A 13697-nucleotide genomic window follows, 5' to 3' on the forward strand; every position below is an offset into this window, starting at 1 on the left:
TAAAGAGATGTCGGCGTCTGTGCCGGATCAATCCAGCTTCGGGCATTGCTCGCCCGGATCGACATCCTTGAAGGTCCCGACGACCTTGACCGAGCCGTCGCCCTGGACCTGGCCGAGATACATCGTGAGCGGCGCATGGTGCTGCTTGCTCATGCCGATCGTGCCGCGCGGGCCGGTGGCGGTCACGGTCGGCAGTGCCGCCAGCACCTTGGCGGTCTCGGTGCTGCCGGCCTTCTCGACCGCCGCCTTGTAGAGGTAGATCGCCTCGTATTCCGGTACCGAGAGGTCGTTGGGCGTGCGGAGGGTAGACCCGAACTTCTTCTCCATCGCGGCCAGGAACGCCTTGTTCTGCGGGCTGTCGATGCCGGTGACGTAGGAGGCCGAGAGGTAGATGCCGTCCGCGTCCTTCCCCATGCTCTTCGCCGTGCCCTCGTCGACCGCGAGGTTGGCATAGGGCAGGGCCACGCCTGCGCCGCGCAGCTGCTTCGTCAGCGTGACGTTCGGGGCGCCGCCGGCCGTCGAGGTGACGAGCGCGTCGGGCTTCGCCTCCTTCAGCTTGGAGATGATCGCGGTCCAGTCGCTGCCGTCCATCGGCAGGTATTCCTCCCCGACGACCTTGCCGCCCGTCTTCTCGATGTAGCTGCGCGTGAAGGCCAGCATGCCGCGGCCGAAGGCGTAGTCGCTGCCGACGAGGAAATAGGTCTTGGCGCCCTTGTCCTTGAAGGCGTCGATCACCGGCGGCACCTGCTGCTCGGGCACCCAGCCGTTGACGAACAGGTTCTTGTTGCAGGAGCGGCCCTCGTAGAACGAGGTGTAGATGTAGGGCACGCGGCCCTTGGTGACGGCGGGCAGGCCGGCATTGCGGGCCGCGCTCGTCTCCATCGCGATGATGACGTCGACCTTCTTCTGGTAGATCAGCGAATCGAACGCCTTCTGGGCGCCGGCCGCGCCCGATGCGTCGTCCGCGACCTCGAGGGCGAGCTTGCGGCCGAGCACGCCGCCGGCGACGTTGATCTCCTCGACCGCCAGTTCCGCCGCCTGCACGACGGAGGGCGCGACCACGCTGTTGGCCCCCGACAGGCCGACCGGGACGCCGATGACGATGGGCTTGTCCGTCGCCAGGACCGGCGAGGCGGTGAGGACGAGCGCGGCGAGCGCGCCGGCGAGGTGACGGGTCGACATGGGTGCGGGCTCCTTCGGGAAGAGGGGTTGAGGAACGGGGCTCGTCCGGCGCCGTCAGGCGTAGAGGTCGGTGCGGCGGTCGCCGAGGACGGAGTTGAACTCGTTGAGATCCTTGTGGCCGGCCTCGGCCAGGTCGATCACCGCCGAGACGGTCTCGGGCGCCTCGCGGCTCGCCGGACCGGCCAGTGTCCAGCCCTTCGGGCCGATGATCAGGCTCTGGCCCTCGAAGGGCTGTCCGCGCTCGACGCCGACCCGGTCGGCGCAGGCGATGAAGATCCCGTTCGAATGCGCGGCGGCGCGGTGCAGGGTGTTGGCCATCGCCGCCTCGCCCGCGGGCTGGTTCGGCATCGGCACCCAGTTGGTCGGGATGCAGACGATCTCGGCGCCGGCGAGCGCCAGCTGCCGGAAGGTCTCGGGGAACCAGCCGTCGTAGCAGATCGCGATGCCGATCGTCCCCAGAGCGGTCGCGAAGACCGGGAAGCCGAGATCGCCCTTGCGGAAGAACACGTTCTCCCGGTGCCAGAGATGCGCCTTGCGGTAGGTCCCGATGAACCCGTCCGGCCCGGTGATCAGGGCGGAATTGTAGAGCCCGTCCCCTCCCCGCTCGGCGATCCCCGCCACGATGTGGATCCCGAGCTCCGCGGCAAGCGCGGTCCAGGCCCGGGTCGTGGGGCCGTCCGGCACCGGCTCGGCGAGCGAAGCGGCCTCCTCGGGCGTCTCGAACACGTAGCCGGTGCTGGCGAGTTCCGGCAGCACGACGAGCCGGCTGCCCTCGCGGGCGGCGGCGCGGACGAGGTCGGAGGCGCGGGCGATATTGGCCGCGACCGCGCCGAATTCCGGCTCGAACTGGATGCACGAGACCCTGAGGGGTGGGCGAGCGGGATCGTTCGCTTGGACCATGAGCGCTCCAAAACGCAAAAAGCCCCTGGACGCGGAAATCTATCCGCAGACCAGAGGCTTCGAAGCCGGGATGTGATGCAGCACGACGCTGCTGGGCAACCTTGCCCGTCGCGCTACGATACTCGAGGAAGAAACGGTCGCAAGGCCAGAAAGCGGGCAGGTCCTGCCCGGATCAGGTCTTCTCCGCCAACGCGATGCGCAGGCCGAGCCCGCTCATCGCCTCGTGCGCCGCCACCACGCTCTCGGCGACGCTCGCCATCGGTACGCGTGCTGCCGTGGCGCGGTCGCGCAGCAGACGGTAGGCGGCGTCCTCGTCGATCCGGTTGAGGTCGACGAGCAGCCGCACCGCCTTCTCGACGCTGCGGCGCCCCTTCATGGTCTCCTCGAGCCGGGTGATCTTGCTCGTCAGCCGGCCCTCGTAGCCGCGCCGGTAGCGGGCAAGCGCGAACTGGGTCAGCACCCCGCGCGCCCGCAGGGGCTTGGCCAGGACGCCGTGGGCGTTGACGTCGACGATGGCCTTCAGCGAGGTCGGGCTCTCGTAGCCCACGATGGCGACGACCGTCGGCCCGGCCTCCTCGATGGCGGGCAGCAGGGGGCGGACGTCGGCATCGTCGAGCAGGACGAACAGCGTGTCGGTCTCCGGCGGCAGCGCCGCCGGGGGCGGCCAGGCCTGCGAGACCTCGCAGCCGAGGCGGCGAAGCTGATCGATCAGGGAGGCGCCCTCCTCGTCGCGCGGATGGACGACCAGCACCCGGGCGCGCCGCAGCTCGTCGAGGATCTTGCGGGCCGGCGCGCTCATGCCGCGAGCCCCTCCTCGAGGGCGTTCAGTTCGAAGCGCGACCAGGCGAGGTAGGGATCGGGCCGCACCGGCCGGCGGGCGCGCCAGGCCACGTCGAACTGGCCGTCGGCCCGGGCAACGCCGATCCCCGGCGTGAGCCACACATGCCGGGTCTCCCCGTCGAAGGCGATCTCGCCCTCCGGCGCCAGGTAGAGCTGGCGCAGGGCCGCGGCACTCAGGCGCTCGGCGTCGAGCGTGCCGGCCTCGGCCAAGGCCCGGGCGAAGAGATGGACCTGCGCATAGGCCGTCTCCGACCACATGCTGGTCGGCCGCTCCGGCCCGAACCGGGCCCGGAAGGCGGCGACGAAGCGGCGGTTCTCGTCGCCATCGAGACTGCCGAAATACGACGAGGCCAAGACGTGCCCGGTGCAGGAATCGGGGCCGATCGCCCGGATCTGGCCCTCCGCCAGGGTCAGGCTCGCGATCGGGCAGCGCGCGCGGTCGATCCCGGCCGCCGCATAGGCGCGGTAGAGCCGCTCCGCGCCCCGGCCGACCACGGTGGAGAACACGGCATCCGGCGCGGCGCGGCGGATCTCGGCGACCATCCGGCCATGGGCCTCCTCGTCGGCGTCGAGGGGGGCGTAGATCTCGCCCAGGATCGTGCCGCCCTTGGTCTCGATCAGGTCGCGCATGACCCGGTTCGATTCGCGGGGATAGATGTAGTCCGATCCGACCATGAAGACCCGCGAACCGTATTCCTGTAACATAAAATCCGCGAGGGCAAAGACACTCTGGTTGAGCGTCGCACCGGTATAGATGACGTTCTCGGAATATTCGAACCCCTCGTAGATCGAAGGGTACCAGAGCAGGCCGTTATGGCGTTCCATGGTGGAGAGTACGGCCTTGCGGCTGGCCGAGAGCGAGCAGCCGAACACGACCTCGACGCCGTCCTCGGCGAGCATCCGCCGGGCGAGGCCGCGATAGGCATCCATGTCGCCGGCCGGATCGTAGCAGACGGGCTCGATCGCGCGTCCGAGCACGCCGCCGGCCTGGTTGATCTCCTCGATCGCCAAGGCGGTCCCGAGGAAGTGCTCGGTCTCGGTGATGCCGCTCACGCCGCTGCGCGAGAACAGCACCCCGACCCGCCATGGCGCATTGCCCGTACCCGCCATCCGCCAACCCGCCGCTGCCTGCCACCGCTCGATCCTGCCGGCGAACCGTCCTAAGCAGACTTGCGCTGGCAGGCCAACGCTTCGCCCGCTCAGGTTCTTGTCTCATCGCAGATTCTTCGCGCCGAACCGGTCACTACTTCGGCGAAATCTGCTTGGCCGACCGAGGGGGCGGCTGGGAAGCGACGCTGGCGCCGGCCCGTCGGCCGGGATTGCGAACGCTCACGAGCCGGCGCGGCGGTCACTCGTCCCGCGCGTGCCGTGCCGACTGGAGAGCCTTTCTTGCGTGGGCCGGTCGGTGACTGGCCCGTCCTCGTCATCCTGGCGCCGAGGCATTTCCCCGGCGACATCGGTCTCATGCGCAGCTGGCACATGGCTTGCTAGCGTTGTTTTGCAGCGCAGAGCCATCACGGCTCTTGTCGGGTTGGCGTGCCCATCGTCGGGTATCCGCTGAGGGTCCGCCCGGCCATGCGCGCATGGTCGTGCGGTCTCGCCGAGTCCGCGGTGAGAGTGCCGTTCACCGGATGTCCACGTCTTTGAGACGGGACGTGAGCCATGTGCGATCGTGACGGGTCGTTCTACCGTAACCTCTCCCGGCGAGGCTTCCTCGGCCGGGGTGCCGGCGCCGCGGCGGCGATCGCCCTGCCGACGCATCTCGCGGCCCTGCTGGCGCCGAGCCCCGCCGCGGCGGGCACGACGCTGAAGGCCACGCATGGCTCCGGCTTCTGCAACATGGGCATGTTCCTCGCCAAGGAGCGGGGGCTGACCAAGGCGGACGGCGTCGATCTCGACTTCGTGGTGACGCCCTCGAACACCGAGATCACCACGATGTTCGGGGCCGGGCTCGTCGACATGTCGATGATCCCGTACTCGAACTTCATGACCCTGTACGATGCCGGCGCGCCGGTGCGGATCGTCGCGGGCGGCGGCGTCGAGGGCTGCATCATCGTGGCCCGCGAGGGCATCAATTCGGCGGCCGACCTCAAGGGCAAGACCTTCGGCACCTTCCAGGCCGACACCCTCGAGGTGCTGCCTTACGACTACCTGAAGAAGGCCGGGATGAGCTTTCGCGATGTCGACGTGAAATACCTCGACACCTCGCCGGAGCTGGCCCAGGCGTTCATGGCCGGCGCCCTCGATGCGATCTGCCACATCGAGCCTTATGCCTCGCAATGCGTCATGGGCCGGAAAGGAGCGAAGGTGCTCTCGAACGGCACCGACGTCTACGGCAAGGGCTACTCGGATTGCGTGCTCGCGGTCCGCGCCCCGCTCATCAAGAGCAACCCGGGCGCCGTGAAGGCGGTGATCAAGGCGCTGTTCGTGGCCCAGTCCCAGGCCGAGGCGGACAAGACCGCCGCCCTGAAGGACACGGTCGGCAAATACTACAAGACCAGCATGGAGGCGGCGATCGACGCCTCCGCCAAGCAGCCGATCGTGGTCGACCAGCGCGACCAGACGAAGTTCATCATCGCGCGCGGCACCTCGATGCAGGAACTCGGCTACGTCAAGAAGGCCCCGGACGAGGGCGCTTTCGACTGGAGCCTGCTCGAAGCGGTGATCGCCGAGAACAAGGGTCTCTACGCCGGCCTGAAGCTGAAGGCCGCCTGACCCGAAGGTCCGGAGGATTCCTTCCGGGGCTTCGTATCACAAGCCTGCCCGGGGCCTGAGCGACGCCGATTTCCGCATCGCGAAGCGATCCGCCGGACCTCCTGACGCCTTGCATCCGGCCGGGCCCGCGCCCGGCCGCCCCTCCTCCCGTACGGACACTCGCCTCGTGACCACACACGCACGGATCGGACCGATGCCGGCGCCGGTGCGCGCCACGCTGCCCGGGCTCTCGCCCGCCTGGCGCCGGCGCCTCGCCAGCCTGTTCTGGGGCCTCGTCTCCCTCGGCCTGTTCGCCGGCCTGTGGGAGGGCTTGTGGGCCCTCGACCTCGTCAACCCGCTGCTGCTGCCCCCACCCCACCTGTTCCTGGCCGACATCCCAGGCACCCTGCGCTACTTCGACCGCTCCAACCGGATCGGCAGCGTCGGCGGCGGCGGCGGTGTCGCGGCTTTGCTGGTCACCATGGGCTGGACGACGATGCGGGTCTTCGTCGGCCTTGGCCTGGGCTTCGTCTGCGGCGTGCTGGTCGGGGCGCTGGTCCATTACGTGCGAGCCTTGCGCAACCTGCTTCTGCCGACGGTGCTGTTGCTCGCGCCGATCTCCCCGGTGGCGTGGCTGCCGGTCGCCATCTTCGTCTTCGGTATCGGCGACAAGCCGGCGATCTTCCTCGTCTTCATCACGCTGTTCTTCACCATCGTCCTCTCGACCGGCGCGCAGATCGAGAGCGTGCCCAAGACCTACATCCACGTCGCCCGCATCATGGGCGCCACCGGGCGGCAGACCTTCTGGCGGGTGGTGTTGCCGGCGATCCTGCCGAGCCTGTTCATGACGCTGCGGCTCAACCTCTTCGCCGCCTGGATGGTGGTGCTGATCGCCGAGACGGTCGGGGTCGGGACCGGGCTCGGGCAGATCACCTCGATGGCGCGCTCGACCTTCAACGCCAAGCTCGTCTTCTTCACCATGGCGATCGTCGGCGTGCTCGGCTTCCTGTCCGATTTCGCCCTGCGCCAGGTGCAGCGGAAGATGCTGTGGTGGGTCGGCCCGGGAGGCGCCCGATGACCCGCCCCGCCGTCACGATCCGCGATGTCTCGAAGCGCTGGATGCCGGAGGGCCGCGCCCCGGTCCAGGCGCTGGCCGATCTCGATTTCGAGGTGGCCCCGGGCGAGTTCGTGGTGCTGCTCGGGCCCTCCGGCTGCGGCAAGTCCACGCTGCTCTACATGATCGCCGGACTGGAGGATGTCAGCGGCGGCGAGATCCTGGCGGACGGCGAGCCCGTCACGGGCCCGAGCGCCGAGCGCGGTCTGATCTTCCAGGACGCTTCGCTGTTTCCCTGGCTCACCATCGCCGACAACGTCGCCTTCGGGCTGGCCGTCCAGCACGTGCCGCCGCTCAAGCGGCGCGAGATGGCGGTCGAGATGCTGCGCCGGGTCGGGCTCGGCGACATGCTCGACAAGAAGCCGGACGAATTGTCCGGCGGCATGCGCCAGCGCGCGGCCTGCGCCCGGGCGCTCGCCATGCGGCCGAAGGTGCTGATGATGGACGAGCCCTTCGCGGCCCTCGACGTCCAGACCCGCTCGCGCATGCAGGATTTCCTGCTGCAGATCTGGCGCGACAGCGGCGCCTCGGTCCTCCTCGTCACCCATTCCATCGACGAGGCGATCTCGCTTGCCGACCGGGTGGTGGTGTTCACAGCCCGTCCCGGGCGCGTGAAGACGATCGTGCCGATCGACCTGCCGCGGCCGCGGCCGTCGCGCGACCCGCGCTACCACGCCTATCGCGACCTGTTCACGGAGCTCCTCGGCGCCGAGGTCGACCGCGCCTTCGCCGAGCAGGAGGCCGCCGCGTCGCGATGACACCCTTCATGCGCGTCGCCGCGATCCCGGTCGGCCCGGCCGGGGACGATCCGGGCGCCCCGTGGCGGGAGGTCGAGGCGGGGGTCTGCGAGGCCGCCGCCGTGGGCGCCGACCTCGCCGTCCTGCCGGAACTGACGCTGCTGCCCTACGTGGCGGGCGAGGATCCGGCGCGCTGGCGCCACCTCGCCGAGGCGGAGGACGGACCGACCGCCCGCCGCATGGGGGCGCTCGCGTGCCGCCATGGGCTCGCCCTGGTGTTCGGCCTGGCCCTCTGCGAGCCCGGCGGGGCGCTGCCCCTCAATGCGGCGCTCCTCGCCCGACCGGACGGCAGCATCGTCCGGATCGCGGCCAAGCATCGGCTTCCGCCGCCGTCGCCCGGCGACGAGTTCGGCGAGGCCGACCATTTCCGCGCCGGTCCCGCGGCGGCGCGGGCCGTGCGGGTCGGGTTCCCGGGTGGTCGCTCCCTCCGGGTCGCGGCCCTCGTCTGCTACGACCGGCGCTTCCCGGAGGCCTGGGACGCGGCGGCGGCCGGAGCCGACCTCGTCGCGGTGCTGGTCGCCGGGCCGGCGCCGCAGGATCCGCCCGGCTTCTTTGCCGCCGAACTCGCCGGCTACGCCCGGCGCTGCGGCGTCGCGGCGGTGGCGGCCGCGCGCCACGGCACCGAGCACGGCCTCGGCCGGCCGGTGCGGCACGACGGCGACAGCCTGGTGGTCGGGCCGGACGGCCGCCTCCTCGCGGCGTGGCGGCCCGACGCGCCGGGCCCGGTCATCGGCCCCGTCCTCGGTTCCCTGCCGGATACCGTCCGGCTTTCCCTTCCCGAAGCGTAACGGAACACCAAACCCATGGCAGAGCTCATCGTCCAGGCCGGCTGGGTCGTCACCGGCATCAAGGACCGCAACACGCCGGTCATCGTCGAGAACGGCGCCGTGCTCTCGCGCGACGGCGTGATCGTGGCGGTCGGCCCGGTCGAGGAGATGCAGCGGACGGCGCCGCAAGCCGAGCTGCGCCGCTATCCCGGCCACGTCATGCTGCCGGGCTTCGTCAACAGCCACCACCATGTCGGGCTCACCCCGCTCCAGCTCGGCTCGCCCGACTACGCCCTGGAATTGTGGTTCGCGAGCCGCCTGCCGGCCCGGCGCCTCGACCTCACCCTCGACACGCTCTACTCCGCCTTCGAGATGGTGGCGTCGGGCATCACCACGGTCCAGCACATCCAGGGCTGGATGGCCGGCGGCTTTGATGCCATCCACGCCTCCGCGACCAAGACCCTGAACGGCTACCGCAGCCTCGGGATGCGCGCCTCCTACTGCTACGCCGTCCGCGAGCAGAACCGGCTCGTCTACGAGGCGGACGAGGCGTTCTGCGCCCGCCTGCCGGCCGATCTCGGGGCAGAGCTCGCCGCCCACCTCAAGGCGCAGGCGATGCCGTTTGCCGACTTCCTGCGCCTGTTCGACCAGCTCCGAGAGGAGAACGAGGGCCATCGCCTGACCCGGATCCAGCTGGCGCCGGCCAATCTCCACTGGTGCACCGACGAGGGGCTGGTGGCGCTCCACGACAAATCCCGCGCCGCCGGCGTGCCGATGCACATGCATCTGCTGGAGACCGCCTACCAGAAGGAATATGCCCGCCGCCGCACCGGCAAGACCGCGCTCCGCCACCTCCACGACCTCGGCGTGCTCGGGCCGCACATGACGCTCGGCCACGGCGTCTGGCTCAACGAGGAGGACATCGACCTCGTCGCGCAGACCGGCACCTGCATCTGCCACAATTGCTCGTCGAACTTCCGGCTGCGCTCGGGGCTCGCCCCGCTGAACGCCTGGGAGAAGAAGGGCATCACGGTCGGGATGGGGCTCGACGAGGCGGGCATCAACGACGACCGCGACATGCTCCAGGAATTGCGGCTGGCGCTCCGGGTCCACCGGGTGCCCGGGATGGACGACGACGACGTGCCGACCCCGTCGCAGGTGGTGAAGATGGCGACCGAATCGGGCGCCATGACCACCGCCTTCGGGGCCGAGATCGGCCGCCTCGATCCCGGCCGCTACTTCGATGCGTCGCTGATCGACTGGAAGCGCGCCACCTACCCGTTCCAGGATCCCGACATCCCGGTGCTCGACGCCCTGGTCCAGCGCGCCAAGACCGAGTGCGTCGACGCGGTCTATATCGACGGCGATCTGGTCTATGCGGATGGCCGCTTCACCAGGATCGACCGGGATGCCGTCCTGGCCGAGATCGCCGACGTGCTCGGACGCCCGCGCTCGCCCGAGGAGGTGGCACGGCGCGAACTCGGCCGGGCGGTCTTCCCGCACGTGAAGGCGTTCTATGCCGATTACCTGCCGGCGGCACCGGGCAACCCGTTCTACGCCGGCTCGTCGATGCGCTAAGGGCATCCTCCCACGCCGCAGGCGCCGGCCTGCCGGAACCGCGAGATGGGCAGGGGCCTGGCGCCTGCTCGATCCTCGCGCCGCTCAGGCCAATTCCCGCAGCCAGTGCTCCGCGATGGCGTCGCGGCGGGCAAACCACGTCCCCTCGCGGGCGGCCACATGGGCGAGGAAGCGCTCGAGGCCGCCGATCCGGCCGGGCCGGCCGATGATGCGCAGGTGCAGGCCCACCGACAGCATCCTGGGTGCGTCGCCGCCCTCGGCGTAGAGGCGATCGAAGGCGTCGATGCAGTAGCGGGCGAAGTCGTCGCCGAACACGAAGCCGCCGCCGCGCTGGAAGCGCATGTCGTTGGTGTCGAAGGCGTAGGGCAGCACGACGTGCGGGCGACCCTCGCGGCCCGGCACGAGATAGGGCAGGTCGTCGTTGTAGGCGTTCGAGTCGTACAGGAAGCCGCCCTGCTCCAGGAGCAGCCGGCGGGTGTTGACCGAGGTCGCCGAGCGGGTGTGCCAGCCGACCGGGGCGCGACCGGTCGCGTCGCGGATCGCCGCGACGGCCTGCGCGATGGCCGTCCGCTCCTGTGCCTCGCCCATCCCGGCATGGCGCTCCCAGCGCCAGCCATGGGCCGCGACCTCGTGCCCGTCGGCGACGGCCTCCTGCGCCAGCCACGGCGACAGCGCGACGGCGCGCCCGTTGGCGTTGAGGGTGGCAGGGACGCCGTAGGCCGACAGCAGGGCCCGGATGCGCGGCCAGCCGGCGCGGGGGCCGTACTCGAAATGCGACTCCATGCAGAGGTCGCGGGATCCGACGACCTCCTCCACCACCTCGTAGACGGATTCGTTGCGCTCGTCGCCCATGCCGAGGGAGAGTTCCGCCCCCTCCTCGACGTTGACGACGACCGAGACGGCGACCCGGGCGCCGCCCGGCCAGGCGACTTTGGGCGGATGGCCGCCATAGCCCCGGAAATCGCGATCGTGGACCTTCGGATCGAACATCGTTCTGGTGTCACACTTCGGCCAGCCGGCGCAGGCCGACGAGGCGGTCCCCGACGATCAGCACCGCGACGGCGAGCAGGATCAGGAGCGTCGAGACCGCCGCGACCGTCGGGTCGGGCCGCTCCTCGACGAGCTGGAGCATCTGGATCGGCAGGGTCTTGGTCCAGGCATCGGTGAAGAAGATCGAGATCGGGTAGTTGTCCATCGAGGCGAGGAACGCGAACAGGCCCGAGGTCAGGAAGGCCGGCGCGAGGCCCGGCACCAGCACGCGCAGGATGGCGGCCGGATAGGACAGGCCGAGCGTCCGGGCGGCGTCGATCAGGGTGAAGTCGAACAGCGAGAGCGCCGCCACCACGTTGCGCACGACGTAGGGCAGCGTGATCACCCCGTGGGCGACGAGCAGGCTTAACGCCACGTCGCGCAGGCCCATCGTGCGAAACCCCTGCAGCATCGCGATGCCGACGACGAGGCCCGGCAACATCAGGGGCGAGATCAGGAAGGTGACCAGGGCCTCGCGCCCGGGAAAGCGACCGCGCACCACCGCAATGGCGCAGAGCGTGCCGAGGACGAGGGCGAGCGCGGTGGCGAGGCCGGCGACCCGCAGCGAAGTCGCGAGAGCCGGCCAGATGTCTCGGGAGGCCCACAGCCGCTCGTACCACCGCGTCGACCAGGCGGGCGGCGGCAGGGTGAACACTGCGCTCGACCCGAACGAGACCGCCACCGTGACGACGAGCGGCGCCATCAGGAAGGCGGCCGAAATCCCCGCGACGGCCCAGACCAGGGCGAGCGACAGGCGTTCGGTCGCGGTCATGTTTGTCCTCCCCCGCCGAGGCGGCGGGCGAGCGCCGTCGAGCCGACCACGACGGCGACCGCAACCGCGAGCAGGATGACGGCCGTGGTCGAGCCGAGCCGCTCGTCGCGCATGAAGAGGAAGGCGCGGCCGGTCAGCGTCGCGAGGGTCTGGTAGCGGTCGCCGATGACGAGGCTCGGCACGACGTACATCGACACCGCGAGCGAGAACACGAAGGCGATCCCCGAGACGATCCCCGGCAGGGTCAGCGGCAGGGTCACGCACAGGAAGCGCCGCACGGGCGACGCCCCGAGGGTCGCGGCGGCCTCCGCGAGGCGCGGATCGATCAGGCGGATCACCGCGTAGATCGGCAGGATCATGAACGGCAGGAAGACGTTGGCGGCGCCCAGGACGAGGCCGGTCTCGGTGAACAGCAGCCGCTGCGGCGCGTCCCAGATCCCGAGCCCGACGAGGACCTGCGACACCACCCCGTCGCGGCGCAGCACGATCTGCCAGGCATAGGCCTTGACCACCACCCCGACCGAGAGCGGCAGGATGACCGAGAGCAGCAGCAGCGCTTGCACCGCGCCGCGGGCCCGCGCCAGGGCGATCGCCGCCGGATAGCCGAGGAGCAGGCAGACCAGGGTGACGAGGAGCGCGCTGCGCACCGTATTGCCGATGACCCGCCAGCTGAACGGATCGGACAGGAACTGCGCGAAGGGCGCGAGGCCGATCCCGTCGGGCCCCGAGAGGCTGCGCCCCAAGAGGACGAGCAGCGGCCAGCCATAGGAAGCGGCAAGATAGGCGAAGGCCGGCAGCGCCATGAGCGCCACCGGGTCGAGGCGAAGCCGCAGCCGGCGGGCCGGGACGGGAGCGGCGGCGAGGGTGGCCGGGACGCTCATGCCGCCTCCCGCAGGGCCGGCTCGGCGGGGAAGACCAGCGTATCCTCGATCGCCCAGGACAGGCGCAGCCGCGCGCCGGGCGCGGCGCCGGCCGGGATCTCGGGGGCCTCCGCCAGCAGGGTCCTGTTCCCGTCCGGGCCGGCGAAGAACAGGTGGGCGCGGGCGCCCTGGAAGGCGACCTCGACGAGCGCAGCCTCGATCGTGTTCGGTCCTTCGCCACCGATCCGGATCCGCTCCGGCCGCACGCCGAGGAGCACGGGGCTCCCGGGCAGGAAGCGGCCGGGTGCCCGCACCGTCCCGAGCGGCGTCTCGACCCGCAGCATCCCGGCCCCCTCCTCCCGCACGAGGCCGGGAATCCGGGTCGACAGGCCGACGAAGCCGAGCGCGCAGGCGGTGGCGGGCCGGCGGTAGAGCGTCACCGGGTCGGCGAGCTGCTCGATCGCGCCGAGGTTCATCACCGCGATCCGGTCGGACATGGTGAGCGCCTCGTCCTGATCGTGGGTGACGAACAGGGCGGTGATGCCGAGTTCCCGCAGGAGGCGCTTGAGGTCGATCTGCATCGCCTCCCTGAGCTTGCGGTCGAGGGCCGAGAACGGCTCGTCGAGAAGCAGGAGCTTCGGCCGGACGGCGAGCGCGCGCGCCACCGCCACCCGCTGCTGCTGCCCGCCCGACAGCGCCTGCGCGCGGCGGTCGGCGAAGGGCGCCATCTGGACCAGGTCGAGGAAGCGCGAGACGGTGGCGCCGATCCCGGCCCGGGGATGCCCCTTGGCCTTGAGCCCGAAGGCGACGTTCTCGGCGACCGTGAGGTGGGGGAACAGGGCGTAGTTCTGGAACACCACCCCGATGTCGCGCCGATGCGGCGGGGTACGGGTGATGTCGCGCCCGTCGAGCGCGACCCGGCCGCGATCGGGAGACACGAGGCCGGCGACGATGCGCAGCAGGGTCGTCTTCCCGCAGCCGGAGGGGCCGAGCAGCGAGACGAACTCGCCGCGTGCCACGGCCAGGTCCACGCCGCCGAGCACCGCGCTGGCGCCGTAGCTCTTCTCGGCCCCGGTGATCGCCAGGAAGCCGGGATCGGACGAGGGGGATTCCGACATGGCGGGCCTCAGATCCCCATCTCGCGGTCCCAGCGCTTGATCCAGC

Annotated in this window: 13 protein-coding genes; 5 read left to right on the forward strand and 8 right to left on the reverse strand. The window is 70.7% G+C overall.

Annotated elements, in window-relative coordinates; all coding sequences use genetic code 11:
• Positions 1-27 precede the first annotated feature (27 nt).
• From F1D61_RS18195 to F1D61_RS18210, 4 genes are all read right to left on the reverse strand, one after another.
• A complete protein-coding gene (locus tag F1D61_RS18195; RefSeq protein ID WP_203153067.1) occupies positions 28-1182 on the reverse strand; it encodes a substrate-binding protein in 1155 nt (384 codons plus the stop codon).
• Between the two features lie 54 nt (positions 1183-1236).
• Positions 1237-2082 carry a nitrilase family protein gene (locus tag F1D61_RS18200; protein WP_203153068.1) on the reverse strand — a complete coding sequence of 282 codons (846 nt, stop codon included), beginning with the start codon at positions 2080-2082 and terminating at the stop codon, positions 1237-1239.
• Between the two features lie 172 nt (positions 2083-2254).
• Positions 2255-2881 carry an ANTAR domain-containing response regulator gene (locus F1D61_RS18205; protein ID WP_203153069.1) on the reverse strand — a complete coding sequence of 209 codons (627 nt, stop codon included), beginning with the start codon at positions 2879-2881 and terminating at the stop codon, positions 2255-2257.
• Positions 2878-4032, reverse strand: a complete 1155-nt coding sequence (locus tag F1D61_RS18210; RefSeq protein WP_203153070.1) for a transporter substrate-binding domain-containing protein — start codon at positions 4030-4032, stop codon at positions 2878-2880. The genes F1D61_RS18205 and F1D61_RS18210 overlap by 4 nt, the downstream gene beginning before the upstream one ends.
• A gap of 552 nt (positions 4033-4584) precedes the next feature.
• On the opposite strand from F1D61_RS18210, the gene F1D61_RS18215 reads away from it, so the two are divergent.
• From F1D61_RS18215 to F1D61_RS18235, 5 genes are all read left to right on the forward strand, one after another.
• On the forward strand, positions 4585-5637 hold the full coding sequence (locus tag F1D61_RS18215; protein ID WP_203153071.1) for an ABC transporter substrate-binding protein: 1053 nt from the start codon (positions 4585-4587) through the stop codon (positions 5635-5637).
• Positions 5638-5830: 193 nt separating this feature from the next.
• Positions 5831-6694, forward strand: a complete 864-nt coding sequence (locus tag F1D61_RS18220; protein WP_203159137.1) for an ABC transporter permease — start codon at positions 5831-5833, stop codon at positions 6692-6694.
• Positions 6691-7488: an ABC transporter ATP-binding protein gene (locus tag F1D61_RS18225; protein WP_203153072.1), complete on the forward strand. Its 798-nt coding sequence runs from the start codon at positions 6691-6693 to the stop codon at positions 7486-7488. The genes F1D61_RS18220 and F1D61_RS18225 overlap by 4 nt, the downstream gene beginning before the upstream one ends.
• Positions 7485-8315 carry a carbon-nitrogen hydrolase family protein gene (locus F1D61_RS18230; RefSeq protein ID WP_203153073.1) on the forward strand — a complete coding sequence of 277 codons (831 nt, stop codon included), beginning with the start codon at positions 7485-7487 and terminating at the stop codon, positions 8313-8315. The genes F1D61_RS18225 and F1D61_RS18230 overlap by 4 nt, the downstream gene beginning before the upstream one ends.
• Before the next feature lie 15 nt (positions 8316-8330).
• Positions 8331-9872 (forward strand): amidohydrolase family protein, encoded by a 1542-nt coding sequence (locus F1D61_RS18235; RefSeq protein WP_203153074.1) that lies wholly within the window; start codon positions 8331-8333, stop codon positions 9870-9872.
• Positions 9873-9956: 84 nt separating this feature from the next.
• Here the strand turns inward: F1D61_RS18235 and F1D61_RS18240 are convergent, their stop codons facing one another.
• From F1D61_RS18240 to F1D61_RS18255, 4 genes are read right to left on the reverse strand one after another with little or no spacing between them, the layout of a single operon-like run.
• A complete protein-coding gene (locus F1D61_RS18240) occupies positions 9957-10862 on the reverse strand; it encodes a polysaccharide deacetylase family protein (RefSeq protein WP_203153075.1) in 906 nt (301 codons plus the stop codon).
• A 10-nt stretch (positions 10863-10872) separates the two neighbouring features.
• On the reverse strand, positions 10873-11673 hold the full coding sequence (locus F1D61_RS18245; protein WP_203153076.1) for an ABC transporter permease: 801 nt from the start codon (positions 11671-11673) through the stop codon (positions 10873-10875).
• Positions 11670-12554, reverse strand: coding sequence for an ABC transporter permease (locus tag F1D61_RS18250; RefSeq protein ID WP_203153077.1), 885 nt, complete (start codon positions 12552-12554; stop codon positions 11670-11672). Before F1D61_RS18250 ends, F1D61_RS18245 begins: the two co-directional genes overlap by 4 nt.
• Positions 12551-13651: an ABC transporter ATP-binding protein gene (locus tag F1D61_RS18255; RefSeq protein ID WP_203153078.1), complete on the reverse strand. Its 1101-nt coding sequence runs from the start codon at positions 13649-13651 to the stop codon at positions 12551-12553. The genes F1D61_RS18250 and F1D61_RS18255 overlap by 4 nt, the downstream gene beginning before the upstream one ends.
• Positions 13652-13697 lie beyond the last annotated feature (46 nt).

Origin of the sequence: Methylobacterium aquaticum, from assembly GCF_016804325.1 — a bacterium.
Taxonomy (GTDB): domain Bacteria; phylum Pseudomonadota; class Alphaproteobacteria; order Rhizobiales; family Beijerinckiaceae; genus Methylobacterium; species Methylobacterium aquaticum_C.